This is a genomic window from Caulobacter endophyticus (assembly GCF_029543245.1).
Classification (GTDB): Bacteria; Pseudomonadota; Alphaproteobacteria; order Caulobacterales; family Caulobacteraceae; genus Caulobacter; species Caulobacter endophyticus_A.
In genome coordinates this window covers 31,422-46,589 of record NZ_JARQWV010000026.1, presented here as the reverse complement: position 1 = coordinate 46,589, position 15,168 = coordinate 31,422, and the positions used below count along the sequence as shown (strand labels likewise).

Annotated in this window: 12 protein-coding genes; 5 read left to right on the top strand and 7 right to left on the bottom strand. The window is 68.9% G+C overall.

Annotated features, from left to right (window positions below):
- Positions 1–20: 20 nt before the first annotated feature.
- The 4 genes from P7A99_RS21105 (at position 21) to P7A99_RS21090 (ending at position 7,546) form a co-directional block, all read left to right on the top strand.
- On the top strand, positions 21–3,284 hold the full coding sequence (locus P7A99_RS21105; protein WP_277795716.1) for a TonB-dependent receptor: 3,264 nt from the start codon (positions 21–23) through the stop codon (positions 3,282–3,284).
- 114 nt (positions 3,285–3,398) lie between these two features.
- Positions 3,399–4,529 (top strand): endo-1,4-beta-xylanase, encoded by a 1,131-nt coding sequence (locus P7A99_RS21100; protein WP_277795715.1) that lies wholly within the window; start codon positions 3,399–3,401, stop codon positions 4,527–4,529.
- A 12-nt stretch (positions 4,530–4,541) separates the two neighbouring features.
- Positions 4,542–6,227, top strand: a complete 1,686-nt coding sequence (locus tag P7A99_RS21095; RefSeq protein WP_277795714.1) for a glycoside hydrolase family 43 protein — start codon at positions 4,542–4,544, stop codon at positions 6,225–6,227.
- Positions 6,224–7,546, top strand: coding sequence for an acetylxylan esterase (locus tag P7A99_RS21090; protein WP_277795713.1), 1,323 nt, complete (start codon positions 6,224–6,226; stop codon positions 7,544–7,546). The genes P7A99_RS21095 and P7A99_RS21090 overlap by 4 nt, the downstream gene beginning before the upstream one ends.
- Here P7A99_RS21090 and P7A99_RS21085 read toward each other — a convergent pair.
- Positions 7,530–7,688, bottom strand: a complete 159-nt coding sequence (locus tag P7A99_RS21085) for a hypothetical protein (protein ID WP_277795712.1) — start codon at positions 7,686–7,688, stop codon at positions 7,530–7,532. The genes P7A99_RS21090 and P7A99_RS21085 overlap by 17 nt on opposite strands.
- 153 nt (positions 7,689–7,841) lie before the next feature.
- Between P7A99_RS21085 and P7A99_RS21080 the strand changes: the two genes are divergently transcribed.
- On the top strand, positions 7,842–8,354 hold the full coding sequence (locus tag P7A99_RS21080; RefSeq protein ID WP_277795711.1) for an FKBP-type peptidyl-prolyl cis-trans isomerase: 513 nt from the start codon (positions 7,842–7,844) through the stop codon (positions 8,352–8,354).
- 120 nt (positions 8,355–8,474) lie between these two features.
- Here the strand turns inward: P7A99_RS21080 and rutA are convergent, their stop codons facing one another.
- The 6 genes from rutA to P7A99_RS21045 form a co-directional block, all read right to left on the bottom strand.
- Positions 8,475–9,536, bottom strand: coding sequence for a pyrimidine utilization protein A (rutA, locus tag P7A99_RS21075; RefSeq protein ID WP_277795710.1), 1,062 nt, complete (start codon positions 9,534–9,536; stop codon positions 8,475–8,477).
- 210 nt (positions 9,537–9,746) lie between these two features.
- Positions 9,747–10,556, bottom strand: coding sequence for a pyrimidine utilization protein D (gene rutD / locus P7A99_RS21070; protein ID WP_277795709.1), 810 nt, complete (start codon positions 10,554–10,556; stop codon positions 9,747–9,749).
- 154 nt (positions 10,557–10,710) lie between these two features.
- Complete coding sequence (gene rutC, locus P7A99_RS21065; RefSeq protein WP_277795708.1) at positions 10,711–11,100, bottom strand: pyrimidine utilization protein C; 390 nt, start codon at positions 11,098–11,100, stop codon at positions 10,711–10,713.
- Between the two features lie 149 nt (positions 11,101–11,249).
- On the bottom strand, positions 11,250–11,951 hold the full coding sequence (rutB, locus tag P7A99_RS21055) for a pyrimidine utilization protein B (protein ID WP_277795707.1): 702 nt from the start codon (positions 11,949–11,951) through the stop codon (positions 11,250–11,252).
- A 290-nt stretch (positions 11,952–12,241) separates the two neighbouring features.
- On the bottom strand, positions 12,242–13,963 hold the full coding sequence (locus P7A99_RS21050; RefSeq protein ID WP_347276703.1) for a sensor histidine kinase: 1,722 nt from the start codon (positions 13,961–13,963) through the stop codon (positions 12,242–12,244).
- A 99-nt stretch (positions 13,964–14,062) separates the two neighbouring features.
- Positions 14,063–15,106, bottom strand: coding sequence for a LacI family DNA-binding transcriptional regulator (locus P7A99_RS21045; protein WP_277795706.1), 1,044 nt, complete (start codon positions 15,104–15,106; stop codon positions 14,063–14,065).
- Positions 15,107–15,168 lie beyond the last annotated feature (62 nt).

The following is a 15,168-nucleotide window of genomic DNA, read 5'->3' as shown; positions in this document are numbered from 1 at the left end:
ACCTGGGGAGGAATACAAGAATGAGCTCCGTAAACGGAGCGTCCGCGACGCGTGGGCGCCAGACTCTCGGCGATCTGAAATTCGGCCTGAAGTGCGGGGCGTCGGCCCTGGCGCTGAGCCTGGTGTTCGGGGCGTCGGCCCTGGCTCAGACGACCGCACCGGCCAGCGGCCAGACCACGGAAAATTCGGTCGACGAGGTGGTCGTCACGAGCATCCGCCAGAGCCTCAAGAGCAGCCAGCAATTGAAGCAGTCGTCGGAGATCATCGGCGACTCGATCACCGCCGAGGACATCGGGGCCCTGCCGGACCGCTCGGTGACCGAAGCCCTGCAGCGCGTGCCCGGCGTGTCGATCAACCGCTTCGCCGCCGGCGTCGACCCCGACCACTTCTCGACCGAAGGCTCGGGCGTCGTGGTCCGCGGCCTGAACTTCGTGCGTTCCGAGTTGAACGGCCGTGACACCTTCACCGCCAACAACGGCCGCATCCTCAGCTTCGCCGACGTGCCGTCGGAACTGATGGGCGGCGTCGACGTGTTCAAGAGCCCCTCGGCCGACATGATTGAGGGCGGCATCTCGGGCACCGTGAACCTGCGCACGCGCCTGCCGTTCGACAGCAACAAGCGCATCCTGTCGATGTCGGCCGAGGCCAGCTACGGCGACATGGTCGAGAAGTGGAAGCCGACCTACTCGTTCCTCTACAGCGACCGCTTCGACACCAGCTTCGGCGAGGTCGGCGTTCTGGCCAGCTTCGTGAACTCGCAACTGGCCAGCCGCAGCGACGCCATCCAGGTGTCGAACTTCGGCTGCCGCACCAACCTGGGCGCCTCCAGCGCCGACTGCGGCAATGGCACGAAGGGCGTGTGGTTCCCGCGCGGCGCGGCCTTCCGTTCGACCACCAACGACCGTGAGCGCCAGGGCCAGGCCGGGGCGATCCAGTGGAAGAGCAACGACGGCACGATGCAGGCCGCGTTCCAGTACCTGCGCTCGAAGTCGACCGTGAAGTGGACCGAGCACGCGGTCGAGATCGCCACCGACAACGTGGCCGGCAACGGCGACTCGCGCCCGGCCGACGGCACCACCTTCTCGTTCGACGAGGACGGCGTCTTCACCAACGGCGTCATCACCGGGACCACCGGCTGGCGCGCCGACCAGAACGGTTCGGACCCGCGCACGCCGATCAACGGCCTGCAGTCCAACAACGTCCGCCGCGACGAGAACACGACCAACATCACCACCGACTACGGCTTCAACTTCAAGTGGACGCCGAACGAGCACTGGGGCGTGCTGTTCGACGTTCAGCACGTGGACTCCAGCGTCGACGCGATCAGCATGGGCATGTGGGGGTCGACGTTCCAGAACGCCGCGATCACCCTCAACGGCAGCGACCTGCCGGATGTGAGGTTCACCGCCCCGTCCAGCGGCACGACGGTGTCGAACTGCACGCCGTTCAACAACAACTGCCCGTCCTACGCCCGCGGGACCCACGCCAGCCTCAGCGACCCGTACAACAACTTCTGGCGCTCGGCGATGGACCACATCGAGCAGTCCGAAGGCACCGAGGACGCGGTCAAGATCGACGTCGAGTACAAGTTCGGGGGCGACAGCTGGCTGGACTCGATCAAGGGCGGCGCCCGTTGGTCGGAGCGTGACCAGACCACCCGCTTCTCGGCCTACAACTGGGGCGTGGTCAGCGAGATCTGGGGCAGCGGCGGCCCGGTGTGGATGGACGATCCCATCAACGGCAACCCGACCACCGCCGGCGGCGCCGACAGCACCCGCTTCGTCGAGGCCTACGCCTTCGACAACTTCCTGCGCGGCAAGACCGGCGTGCCGACGGGCTCGGATCCGCGCCTGTTCTTCTCCCAGAACCTGGTCGACAACTACGGCTCGGTCTCGCAGTTCCTGCTGTCGGTGGGCGACGAGTGGCGTGACCGCACCGTCCTCGACGCCCAGACCGGTCAGAGGTGCCCGCAGAACTGGGTGCCGCTGGCGCAGCGCTGCGGCGTCACCGCCGGCACGCCGTTCCGTCCGCAAGAGATCAATCCGGTCAACGAGGTGACCCAGGCGGCCTATCTGATGGCCCGCTTCAAGGGCGAGGCCGGCGACTACAAGATCAGCGGCAATGTCGGCCTGCGCTACACCAAGACCGAGCGTGAGGCGACCGGCTACCTGGCGTTCCCGATCTCGACCAGCCTGGCCACCGACGCCGACTGCACCAAGGCGTTCACCGACTGGCAGGCCCTGCCGAGCCCGAAGCCGCCGTTCACGGCCTCGTCGTTCTGTTCGCTGACGCCGCAGGTGCGGGCCGCCGCCCGCTCGTGGGCCAACGGCGCCCTCACCCCGAGCACGGCCAAGGCCTCGTTCGACTACTGGCTGCCCAGCCTGAACCTGAAGGTCATGGCCCCGCACGGCCTGCAGTATCGCCTTGGCCTGTCCAAGACGATCACGCCGCCCGACATCGGCCTGACGCGCAACTACTACAACCTGGCCCTCAACACGAACTTCGACGGCATCACCAACGGCCAGCCCTCGGGCAACGTCACCGTCGGCAATCCCTTCCTGAAGCCGACCCAGTCGACCAATGTCGACGTGTCGGTGGAGTGGTACTTCGACCAGGTCGGCTCGCTGACCTTCGCGGGCTTCTGGAAGGAACTGAGCGACGTCGCCACCAACACCACCGCGCGCGTGCCCTTCACCAACAACGGGGCGACGTTCGACGTGCTGGTGACCACGCCGGGCAACTCCGACAAGAAGGCGACGGTCAAGGGCTTCGAGATCGGCTACCAGCAGTTCTACGACTTCCTGCCCAAACCGCTGGACGGGTTCGGCATCAACGCCAACTACAGCTATATCGAAAGCAGCGGCGTGCCGCAGAGCACCCTGTCGGCGACCGACCCCGACGTGGCCGCCGGCCGCGTGACCACGGTCGACACCAGCAAGCTGCCGCTGCAGGGCCTGTCCAAGCACAACGTCAACTTCGCGGCGATCTATGAGAAGGGGCCGATCTCGGCGCGCCTGGCCTACAACTGGCGCTCGGACTTCCTGCTCACCGTCCGCGACGTGATCGTGCCCTACGCCCCGATCATGAACGAGGCCACCGGCCAGCTCGACGGCTCGTTCTTCTACACCGTCAATCCGAAGGTGAAGGTCGGGGTGCAGGCGGTGAACCTGCTGAACGAGACCACCCGCACGACCCAGGTGCTCAACAGCGAGCTGCTGAAGACGGGCCGCTCCTGGTTCATGAACGACCGCCGCTACACCTTCGTGATGCGCGCCAGCTTCTAGTACCGCGTACCCGGGCGCGCGGCCCTCGCTCTTCGCCGCGCGCCTGTTTCTCCTGCCGACTTCATCCGCGCATCGCGCTCCCGCGGTGCGCGGTTTCTTTGAGTGGGGTTTCGTATGATTACCCGTCGTCACGCGCTGCTCGGCGCCAGCGCCGCTTTGGCCGCTTCGCCGGCCCTGGCCGAGAGCAAGATCCAGCCGCTCAAGTCACTCGCCGCCAAGAAGGGCCTCGTCTTCGGCAGCGCCGTCGGCGCGGGTCCGCCGGGATCGCTGACCGGCTCGTTCGAGGACGCCCGCTACCGCGCCATCCTGGCCGACGAGTGCGGGGTGCTGGTCCCCGAGAACGAGCTGAAGTGGTACGTGCTGCGCCCGGCCGAGAAGACCTTCGCCTTCGCGCGCGCCGACCGCATCGCCGCCTTCGCCGCCGAGCACGGCGCGAAGCTGCGCGGCCACACCCTGCTGTGGCATCACCCGCAATGGTTTCCGGCCTGGCTGAAGGACTACGATTTCGGCAGCAAACCCGCCGCCCGGGTCGAGACCATGCTGGCCGAGCACATCGACAAGGTGTGTGGCCACTATCCGCAGATCTATTCCTGGGACGTGGTCAACGAGACCGTCGATCCCGCCGACGGCGCTCTGCGCCGCACGGTCTTCTCCGACGCCATGGGCGGGGTCGAGCCGGTGCTGGACGTCTCGTTCCATCTGGCCCGCAAGGCAGCCCCCAAGGCCCGGCTCGTCTACAACGACTACATGAGCTGGGAGGTCGGCAACGAGAAGCACCGCCACGGCGTGCTCAAGCTGCTGGAGGGTTTCAGGAAGCGCAACGTGCCCGTCGACGCATTGGGGATCCAAAGCCACATCGGGGCCGAGAACGCCGACAGCTTCACCGGCTTTGGCCGGCCGCAGGAGAAGGAATGGCGGGCCTTCGTCGATGAGGCTGTCGGCATGGGCTACGACCTGACGCTCACCGAGTTCGACGTGCACGACAAGGGCCTGCCGGTGGATTTCGCGCAGCGTGACGCGGCCGTGGCGGCCTACGGCAAGGCCTATCTCGACCTGATGCTGAGCTATCGCCAGACCAAGGAGCTCCTGGCCTGGGGCATGGTCGACAAGTATTCGTGGCTGCAGAATCAGTGGCTGCGCCAGGACAAGGCCCCCAAGCGGCCGACGCTCTTTGACGACGCCTATGCGCCCAAGCCGCTACGCCAGGCGGTGGCCCAGGCGCTGCGCGACGCGCCGGCGCGATAGGGGAGGGCGGTCATGCTGCTGCGCCTCGCCCTGGCCTTTTCGCTGCTTGCCGGCGCCGCCGCGGCCGCGCCCCTGGCTCCTGGAACGGCGGCCTTCGACGAGTTCACCTACAGCGGCCAGGACCCGACCGACGCGCCCCTGGCGGCGGGCCAGTACGCCAACCCGATCCTGAAAGGCTTCTATCCCGACCCCAGCGTCACGCGCGTGGGGCAGGACTACTACCTGGTCAATTCGACCTTCGCCTGGTTCCCCGGCATCCCGGTGTTCCACAGCAAGGACCTGGTGAACTGGACCCAGATCAGCAACGCCATCGACCGGCCGGGCCAGCTGGACTTCAAGCGGCTGGCCATGTCGCGGGCGGTGTTCGCGCCGGCCATCACCGAGCACGCAGGCGTGTTCTACATCCTCAACACCTGCGTCGACTGCGGCGGCAACTTCCTGGTCACGGCCCGGGATCCCAAGGGGCCGTGGTCGGATCCGGTGTGGCTGCCGGAAATCGACGGCATCGACACCTCGCTGTTCTTCGACGACGACGGCCGGGCCTGGATCGTCAACAACGGCCCGCCGCAGGGGCCCTCGCGCTATGACGGGCACCGGGCGATCTGGATCCAGCAGTACGATCCCAAGGTCGGGAAGATGGTCGGGCCGTGCTCGGTGCTGCTCGACGGGGGCGTCGATCCCTCCACCAAGCCGATCTGGATCGAGGGGCCGCATATTCTCAAGGTCGACGGCCGCTACTACCTGACCGCCGCCGAGGGCGGCACGGCCGAGGGCCATTCGCAGGTGGTGCTGCGGTCCGACACGGTGACAGGACCTTACGCGCCCTATGCCGGCAATCCGATCCTGACCCAGCGCGACCTGCCGCGCGACCGCGCCCATCCGATCACTTCGGCCGGCCATGCCGACCTCGTCCAGACCCCGGACGGCGCGTGGTGGGCGACCTTCCTGGCGGTGCGGCCCTATGGCGACGACACCTACAACACCGGCCGCGAGACCTTCCTGCTGCCGGTGGAATGGAAGGACGGCTGGCCGGTGATCCTGCCGGCCAGGACGCCGATCCCCTATGCGGCCGAGCGGCCGAACCTGCCGGCGGGATCGCCGCCGAAGATCCCGACCACCGGCGCCTTCACCGTGCGCGAGACCTTCGACGCTCCGGCCCTGGGCCCCGACTGGATGACCATGCGCATTCCGGCCGGGCGGTGGTGGGCGCTGAAGGACGGCGCGCTGGTGCTGACGGCGCGGCCCGACCGCCTGGGCGGGTTCGAGCAGCCGTCGATCTGGGCTCGCCGCCAGCAGCACACCAACGCGACCGCCGAGACGACGGTGCGCTTCTCGCCGAAGGGCCAGGGCGACCGGGCCGGGATCGTGGCGGTGCAGAACGACGCCTTCTTCTACGCCCTGACCGTGGCCGTGGGTGAAGGTGGGCGGGCCGAGGTGCGGCTGGAGAAGCGGGCGGGCGAGAAAGACCCCGTCGACGGCGTGGTCGTGGCCCGCGCGCCGCTGAGCGTCGCGGCCGGAGCGCCGGTGCGGCTGAAGATCGAGGCGCGCGGCGGCCTCTACGATTTCGCCTATGCGACCAGCGACGGCGACTGGAAGAGCCTGGCCAAGGGCCAGGACGGAACCATCCTGTCGACCAAGGTCGCCGGCGGCTTCGTCGGGACCATGCTGGGCCTCTACGCCCGGGCGGACGGGAAGTGAGACGCCGCGACCTGCTGGCCGGCGCGGCCGCGATCCTGTCGTGCGGCGGGCCGGCCGTCGCCGGGGTCGCGGCCCTGACCGGCGAGCAGGCCCATGCGGCGATGCTGCGGCGCCTTGGGATCAGGGCCTTGCGCCCCGGCGTCGACGGGATGAACCCGGCGGCCGCCACCCCGGTGAACTACGACGAGGCGCGGGCGGGCCCGTTCAGCCTGCCGCCCGATCCGCTGGCCCTGCCGGACGGCGCGCCGGTGCGGGACGCCAGGACCTGGTGGGACGTCCGGCGGCCGCAGATCGTCGAGGCCTTCGCCCGCGAGATCCATGGCCGGGTCCCGCGCGGCCTGCCGGCGCCGGTCTGGCGGACGGTGAAGGCCGAGCATGTGACGCGCGCCGGCGTGGCGGTGGTCGAGCGGCGGCTGGCCGGCGACATCACGCGCTATGGCCGGACGGTGACCATCGACCTGCTGGTCGGGGCGCCGGAGGGCGCGGCCAAGGCCCCCGTGGTGATCGAGCTGGGCTTTCCCGACGGCCCGCCCTGGCTGCGTGGACGTCCGCCGCCGCCCGGTCCCGACTGGCGCGACGCGGTGGTCGCCCGAGGCTGGGCCTATGCGATCTACGCCCCGACCAGCGTGCAGCCCGACGATCCGGGCAAGCTTCAGGAGGGGATCATCGGCCTGGCCAATCGCGGCCGGCCGCGCGATCCGGACGACTGGGGCGCCCTGCGCGCCTGGGCCTGGGGCGTCTCGCGGGTGCTGGACCTGTTCGAGGCCGATCCGGCGATCGACGAGAGGCGCGCGGCGGTGGCGGGCATGTCGCGCTATGGCAAGGCCGCGCTGCTGGCCATGGCCTACGAGCCGCGCCTGGCGACCGGCTACATCGCCTCGTCCGGCGAGGGCGGGGCCAAGCTGCATCGCCGCCGGCGCGGCGAGCAGGTCGAGAACCTGGCGGCGGTGGGCGAGCATCACTGGATGGCGGGAAACTTCCTGCGCTACGCCGGGCCGCTGACCGCCGACGACCTGCCGGTGGACGCCCACAGCCTGATCGCCCTGGCCGCGCCCCGGCCGCTGTTCATCGGGACGGGCGCCGACGCGACCGACGGCTGGGTAGATGCGCGCGGGATGTTCATGGCCGCCGCGGCGGCGAGCCCGGTCTACAGGCTGCTGGGCGGAACGGGCCTTGACCGCATGGCGTTTCCGCCGCCCCTGACCCTGACGGCGGGAGACGACCTGGTGTTCCGCCAGCATGCCGAGGGGCACACGCCCGGGCCTAACTGGCCGTATTTCCTGGAATTCGCCGCGCGCGTCTTCAGACGGGCGGCGTGAAACGCTCGAGGATCGGCCACAGTTGAACGGCCGCGGCGAGGCCCAGCGAGCCGATCACCACCCAGCCGACGAACAGCGCGAACATCGGATGGCGCTGCCACCAATGCGCTCCGCTCAATGAGCCGCCAGTAGCCCTGGCCATGACGCTTCCTTCCCGACGAGCGAAGAACGGTCCAAGTAAAAATGGCCGTTCTTCTTCTCTGACCAACACGAGCCCTCGGTTTTTAGTGTGCTCTCGTTCGGTCCAATGTCTATTCTGACATTTCGTCGCATAGATAACACGAGTCGCCCAAACATGCGCATCGCTCTCGTCGCCCTGGGGTTGTCCGCCGCGCTCGCCGCTCCGGCCCTGGCCCAGACCTCGCCGACCCCGGCGCCCGCCCCGAACGTCACGGCCAATCCGGCCGCCGAAAACCTGGCCAAGTCGACGGCCTGGATGGCCGCCAACGCCAAGCAGCCGGGCGTCATCACCCTGCCGTCGGGCCTGCAGTACAAGGTGACGACGGCCGGCGCGAAGACCGCGCCCTCGCCCAAGCCGGGCGAGATCATCAAGGTCCACTACGAAGGCAAGCTGGTCGACGGCAAGGTGTTCGACAGCTCGTTCGAGCGGGGCAAGCCGCTGATCGCGCCGCTGGGCGGCCTGGTGCCGGCCTGGATGGAGGCCCTGCCGCTGATGAAGGTGGGCGACGAATGGACGCTGTTCGTCCCGCCGGCCCTTGGCTACGGCGAACGCGCCGCCGGCGAGATCCCGCCCAACAGCGTGATGATCTTCCGGATCAAGCTGATCGACATGATGACGCTGGACTAGGACCAAGACTTCTCCCTTCCCCCTTGATGGGGGAAGGGCGGGGATGGGGGTGACGCGGCGGTTCAACCGCCGATGCCGTAAATCACCCCCACCCAACCCTCCCCCATCAAGGGGGAGGGCTTATTTTGAACGGCTCTTCATCAGCGGCTGGATCTTGGTCCCGAAGTCGTCGATGCCCTGGACGAAGTCGTCGAAGGTCAGCAGCACGCCGCCGGTGCCGGGCACCTGCGCGATCTCGTCGAGCATCCGGGCGATGCTTTCGTAAGAGCCCACCAGCGTGCCCATGTTGAGGTTCACCGCCGATTCCGGCGCGGCCAGTTGTGCGGTGTTGGTGGTGGCGCCTGCCGCGGCGTTGGGCGCGGCCTGGTTGGTCAGCCAGGCCAGGGCCTGCTGGTCGGCCCCGTCACGATACGTCTGCCATTTGGCCAGGGCCTTCTCGTCGGTCTCGTCGGCGATGATCATGAACAGGATGAACGAGGCGACGTCGCGGCCGGTCTTGGCGGCGGCCGCTTCCAGCCGCTTGTTGACCGAGGCGAAGGCGGTGGGGGTGTTGGTCCCCTTGCCCAGGGCGAAGCTGTAGTCGGCATACTGCGCGGTGAAGGCCAGGCCTTCGTCCGACGAGCCGGCGCAGATCAGCTTGGTCTCCTGCGGGTGCGGGCTGACCCGGCAGTCGTCCATGGTGAAGTACTTGCCCTTGAAGTCCGAGACGCCGGTCTCCAGCAGGTCCTTCAGCACGGTGGCGTATTCGGCCAGGTAGTTGTAGCGGTCGGTATAGTGCTGCTCGCCGGGCCACAGGCCCATCTGGCTGTACTCGGCCTTCTGCCAGCCGGTGACCAGGTTGATGCCGAAGCGGCCCGGGGCGATCGAGTCGATGGTCGAGGCCATGCGCGCCACGATCGCCGGCGGGATGGTCAGGGTGGCGACGGTGGCGAAGACCTTGATCTTCTCGGTGACGGCCGCCAGGCCCGCCATCAGGGTGAAGCTCTCGAGATTGTGCTCCCAGAACTCGGTCTTGCCGCCGAAGCCGCGCAGCTTGATCATCGAGAGCGCGAAGTCGAGGCCGTAGCGCTCGGCCTTCTGGACGATGGTCTTGTTGAGCTCGAAGCTCGGCATGTACTGCGGCGAGGTCTCGGAGATGAGCCAGCCGTTATTGCCGATGGGGATGAAGACGCCGACCTGCATGGGATTACTGCTCCCTTCTGTGATGGAGTGGCGATGCTCCCCCTGTGGGGGAGCTGTCGCGCCTAGGGCCGGCGAGCCGGCCCGATGAAAAATTGGGCGACTGAGGGGGGAGTGGCAGGATCGGCCGTCGCTCAGAAAGCTGAGAACGTCCCCCCTCCGGCCCTCTGGGCCACCTCCCCCAGAGGGGGAGGATCGATGTGTCGAGCTCGCTCATCCGTTCCCTTCAAGGAACTTCACCAGCGAGGCGTTGAACCCCTCCGCGTCCGTGACCGTCGAGGCGTGGCCGCCCCAGGGCAGCACGTCGAGCGTGGCGTTGGGCAGGCGCTGGGCCAGGCGATGGGCGCAGGTGACGGGCACCAGCATGTCGTCGGCCGTGGCGCTGACCAGCACCGGGTGGGTGATGCGCGACAGCTGCTCATCGACGTCGAAGGCCAGCAGGGCGCCGATGCGGGCCAGCATCACGGCCTTGGGCGGGAAGCCGGCCACGTGGTGCGGCTCCTCGGCGGCCAGGCGCTCGCTGTTCTCCGAGATCCAGGTCGCCGGATAGAGGAACAGGGCCTGGGCGTGCACATAGGCCGCCGGACCTGTGTCGTGCAGCAGGTGCAGACGCGTGTCGAAGCAGCGCCTGATGTGGGGATCGGGCCGCGACCAGCTGTTGACCACCACCAGCTTGCCCAGCCGGTCGGGGTGCGAGAGGGCAAGGGCCAGGCCCGCATTGCCGCCGGCCGCATGGCCCACGACATGGGCCTTGGCGATGCCCAGGGCGTCCATGACCTTGACCATGTCGTCGGCCATGTCGGCGACGGCGTAGGGCTTGTCGGTCGGCAGTTCGCGCACGCTGCGGCCGGTGCCGCGATGGTCGTACAGCACCACCGGCCAGCGCGCGGTGAGGGCCGCCATCTGCGGCCCCCAGAACGATCCCGAACCGCCCAGGCCCGACGACATCAGCACGACCTCGCGGCCGGCGATAGGGCCGCCGTGCAGTTCGTAGTGCAGGCCGTCGACGGTTCCCGAAGTCATGCGCGCCCCTCCAGCCGAGTTTCCCCGCGAAGGCGGGGATCCAAGCGGACTTTCAGGGATTGGCGCGGCCGCGCCACGATCTGCCGACCCGGCTTGGATCCCCGCCTTCGCGTGGATGCCCGGAGAGAAAAGGACGTGACCGAAGCCATGGGGATCAGCGCTTGCCGATGTGGGCGACGGTGGCGATCTCGACCAGGAAGTCGGGCTTCACCAGGCCGCACTGGATGCAGTAGCGGGCCGGCTTGTCGCCCGGGAAGTACTCGGCATAGACCTTGTTGATGGTCTGGTAGTTGGCCCAGTCGGTCAGGAAGATGTGGTTCATGGTCACGTCGTCCATCACACCCCCGGCGGTTTCAATTACTGACTTGATGGTCTCCAGCACCTGCCGCGTCTGGCCCTCGGCGTCGCCGACGTGGGCGACGTTGTTGTCCTTGTCGAAGGCCAGGGTGCCCGAAACGTAGACCACGCCGTCGGCCAGCGTGCCCGGCGAGAACGGCGCGATCGGCGTGCCCGTGCCGGGCGGGGTGATGACGGTCTTGGGCATGTGTCTCGTTCCTCCTGCAAGCAAGCTCGTCATCCCGGACGACCTCGAAGAGGTCGATCCGGGACCCAGGGGCGGGCGGCAGTGCGGCGGCCCCTGGGTCCCGGCTCTCCGCTGCGCTGCGGCCGGGATGACGAAGGATTTTTCGTGATCTATCTCGGCGCCAGCTGCCCGAACGCGCCCTTGAAGTCGGCCACGGTCGAGACCCAGCCGAAGAAGGTCTCGATGTTGTAGAGCGCAGCCTTCTGCACGAAGTCGGGGCCGGCCTGGTGGGTGGCGTCCTCCAGCACCGTGCCGAAATATTCGAGGAAGAAGCCGTCGCGCAGGGTCGACTCCACGCAGACGTTGGTGGCGATGCCGACGAAGACCAGGTTCTTGATGTTCCGCGACCGCAGCACGCTGTCGAGCTGGCTGTTGAAGAAGCCGGAATAGCGGGTCTTGTGCAGGCAGATGTCGCCCGGCTGCGGCGCCAGTTCGTCGACCAGCTCGTAGTCCCACTGGCCGCGGGCCAGGAGCTTGCCCTGCAGCTCGGGCTTGGCGCGCATGGTCTTCAGCGCGTTCGATTTCCACCAGTTGGGCGAGCCGGGGCCGCCGGCCTCGACGTACTGGTCGTCCCAGCCGTTCTGGAAATAGATCACCTGCACGCCGGCCTCGCGAGCGGTTTCGAGCACGCCCTTGATCTGCTGGATGCAGGCGGCCGCGCCGCCGATGTCGAAGCCTGCCAGGTCGAGATAGCCGCCCTTGGAGGCGTAGGCGTTCTGCATGTCGATGACGATCACCGCGGTGCGGGCCGGATCCAGCGGGATCGGCTCGGGCCGGGCCGGCAGCATGACGGACTCGTCTGTGGCGATCATGGACGCGCTCTTCCCTCGGAGCCTGTCCTTGGACAGGCTCCTCTTCCTAACGTTTTGGAGCGTGGCGGACGCCGAAACCGCAAACACTTTCGGCTGCCACGCTCCAGATGGTCACGGCTCTGGCGGCCGCATCCCGGGCGTCATGGAAGATCAATCTACGCGGCGAGGCAATATGATCGATCCGACGGCGCCCCAGGATGGGTGCTGAGCGGATCGACCATCACGTTTGGCCGGAGAACATCGGTCAAGCGCCCGGCCGGCGCTTGGCGCGCACGCGCGCGGCTGCCCGTTCAGGCGTCGGCGGCGGGGGCGTCGTCGCCCAAATCCTGGGCGCCGCCGGCGCGGACCGTCAGTGTGCAGACCAGCCCCGTGCCCTGGTAGTCGAACTGGGCCTCGCCCTTCAGTTCGTTGCGCAGGCTGGCGGCGATCAGGCGCGAGCCGAAGCCCTTTCGGCTGGGCGGGCCCGTCAGCTTGGGTCCGCCGCTCTCGACCCAGCGCAGGGCCAGGCGGTAAGGGTCCAGCGGGTCGCGCCGCCAGGTGACCTCGACGCGGCCGGCCGGGGTGGACAGGCCGCCGTACTTGGAGGCGTTGGTGGCCAGTTCGTGGAACACCATCGACAGGGCCAGCGCCGCGCTGGGCGGCAGGGCGGCGGGCGGACCCTCGACATGGGCGCGGTCGCCATAGGGCTCAAGCGTCTGGCGCAGCAGGTCCGCCAGGTCGGCGCTTTCCCACACGGTGCGGGTCAGGAGGTCGTGGGCGCGGGCCAGGGCGTAGAGCCGTTCGTTGAAGGCGTCGAAGCCGGGCGCGGCCTCGCCCTTGCCCAGGCTTTGCAGCGCCAGCGACTGCACCGTGGCCAGGGTGTTCTTAACCCTGTGATTCAGTTCGTTGATCATCAGCTGCTGGCGGGCCTGGGCGCGTTTTTCCTCGGCCTCGCGGGCGCGCAGCTGTCGGGAGGTGGCGTGCAGGGCCTCGCGCACCTCGCCGATCTCGCGCAGGCCGCCGGTAGTCTGGGCGGGCATCTCGCCGCCGGAGGCCATGAGCCGGGCGTCCGCCACGAGGGCCCGCACCTCGCGGGAGATGCCGCGCGAGAACACCAGGGCCGCGCCGGCGCCGATGGCCAGCAGGGCCAGGCCCGCAGCCACCAGCAGGGCCAGGGACGACAGGTTGGCGCGCTCCAGCTCGGTGCGCGGCACGCCCACGATGAAGCTCCAGCCGTAGGTCGGCGAGCGGCTGAAGGCCGACAGGGTGGGGGTGCCGTCGAGGGTATAGGTCTCGAGCACGCCGTCGTTGTCCTTGGCCATGGCCTCGAGCATCGGCTTGCTGGCCGAACGGCCCAGCATCTTCTCCTGGTCGCGCGAGCGGGCCACCAGGCGGGCGTTACGGTCGACGATGCTGGCCGTCCAGCTTTCCGGCACGCCCTGGGCGGCGAACAGCGGGGCGAAGGCGGCGGGGGTCTGGATGTAGGCCAGGTCGTAGAGCTCGCCGTCGACGATCACCGGCATGTCGATGGCCACGATCGGCTGGCCGGCGACCTTGCCCTGGGTGAGGTTCGACACCGTGGTGCGGCCCGAACGGACGGCGGCCCAGCGCTCGGGCGGCAGGCCGGCGGTGCGGGGCGGGGGCTGGCCCTGCGGCAGGCGGGTGTTGATCACCTGGCCGCGGGGCGAGATCAGCACGATCCAGGCGTCCTTGGTGCGCACGGCGGCGCGGGCCTGGCGCTCGAAGCTTTCCAGGTCGCCGGCGGCCAGGGCGGGCGAGACGGCCAGGGCCTGCAGGGTGCTCTGGCCCAGGGCCAGCTGGCGATCGACGGCTAGGCCCAGCGCCCGGGTGGTGGCGATCAACTGCTGCTCGTAGCGGCCCTGGCTCTGGCCGTATTCGGCGCGGGCCAGCAGGGCCATGAAGACGATGGCCGGGGCGACCAGGCACAGGGCCATGATCAACAGCCGCCTTCGGACGGTGGGCGGTCCGGCGGCGGCTGAGGCGGCGTCGACCTGGGTCATGTCTCTGGCCAAGCGCTGCCGGCTCCAAAATCGAAGTCGCAAGAGGAAAGGGCGCGACGGCTGGCTGGTCAAGCTCCCCGCGACATCCCGTCGCGGGTCGGCGAGGCTTCTTTAAGGCGGCGGCGCAGTCGAGGCGCGCAGGGCCAGTTCGAAAGGCAGCAGGTGATCGGCGCGCGACAGCTTGCCGTCCTTTGCGGCCGCGGCGACCAGCAGGTCGACGGCCTGGGCGGCCATCTCGGCCACCGGCTGGCGCACGGTGGTCAAAGGCGGCAGCGACAGCCGGACGCTGGGCGTGTCGTCGAAGGTGGCCAGCGACAGCGCTCCGGGAATGACGATCTCCAGCCGCCTGGCCACGTGCATGACGGCCAGGGCCGTCTCGTCGTTGCCGGCAAGGATGGCGGTGGGGCGGCCCGGGCGCGACAGCAGGGCCTCGGCGGCCGCGACCCCGCCCTCGAAGGTGAAGTCGCCGGGAACCAGCAGGGTCTCGTCGATCGGCAGGCCGGCGGCCGACAACGCCTGGCGGTAGCCGTCCTCGCGAGCACGGCTGGCCAGGAAGCGCTTGCTGCCGGTGACGAAGCCGATGCGGCGATGACCTTGCTCGACCAGGTGCTCGGTCAGTTGGCGGGCGGCCGACTGATCGTCCATCCGCACCCGGGCGCCCGGACCGGCCGCCGCCGAGCCCATGCGCACGAACGGAACCTGGGCGCGCTTCAGCGCCTCGAGCACCGTCGGGTCCTCGCAATTGGGCGGGGTCAGGATCACCCCGTCGGGGCGCAGGGACGACAGCACATGCTGCACTCGCCGGGCCAACTGGTCGCTCTCCAGGTCGATCAGTTCGCACAGCAGGTGATAGCCGTGCACGTCGCAGCGGAGCATCGCCCCATACTGCATGCGGTCGATCCAGTTGTTGCCCCGGTCGCTACGCCAGTTCTCCAGCGTCAGCTTGCGGTCGTTGAAGGCGACGATCAGGAACGAGCGCGATCCGCCCAGGCGGCGGGCGGCGATATTGGGGGCGTAGCCCAGCTGGTCGATGGCCGCCTGTACGCGCTCGCGCAGTTCCGGCGTGACCGTCGGCTCGTTGTTGACCACGCGCGAGACGGTCTTGACCGAGACCCGGGCCTTTTCGGCCACATGGACGATGGTGACGTTGCGCATCGGGCTCCCGCCGCCGGCTTTCGGCGCGCTGTTAGCGATAGCGCGGCCTTGGCGGCCGAGTC

Coding starts and splice junctions, on each gene's coding strand:
- P7A99_RS21085 (WP_277795712.1), bottom strand. CDS start 7,688: ATGGCCAGGGCTACTGGCGGCTCATTGAGCGGAGCGCATTGGTGGCAG.
- P7A99_RS21100 (WP_277795715.1), top strand. CDS start 3,399: ATGATTACCCGTCGTCACGCGCTGCTCGGCGCCAGCGCCGCTTTGGCC.
- P7A99_RS21045 (WP_277795706.1), bottom strand. CDS start 15,106: ATGCGCAACGTCACCATCGTCCATGTGGCCGAAAAGGCCCGGGTCTCG.
- rutB (WP_277795707.1), bottom strand. CDS start 11,951: ATGATCGCCACAGACGAGTCCGTCATGCTGCCGGCCCGGCCCGAGCCG.
- P7A99_RS21080 (WP_277795711.1), top strand. CDS start 7,842: ATGCGCATCGCTCTCGTCGCCCTGGGGTTGTCCGCCGCGCTCGCCGCT.
- P7A99_RS21105 (WP_277795716.1), top strand. CDS start 21: ATGAGCTCCGTAAACGGAGCGTCCGCGACGCGTGGGCGCCAGACTCTC.
- rutC (WP_277795708.1), bottom strand. CDS start 11,100: ATGCCCAAGACCGTCATCACCCCGCCCGGCACGGGCACGCCGATCGCG.
- rutD (WP_277795709.1), bottom strand. CDS start 10,556: ATGACTTCGGGAACCGTCGACGGCCTGCACTACGAACTGCACGGCGGC.
- rutA (WP_277795710.1), bottom strand. CDS start 9,536: ATGCAGGTCGGCGTCTTCATCCCCATCGGCAATAACGGCTGGCTCATC.
- P7A99_RS21095 (WP_277795714.1), top strand. CDS start 4,542: ATGCTGCTGCGCCTCGCCCTGGCCTTTTCGCTGCTTGCCGGCGCCGCC.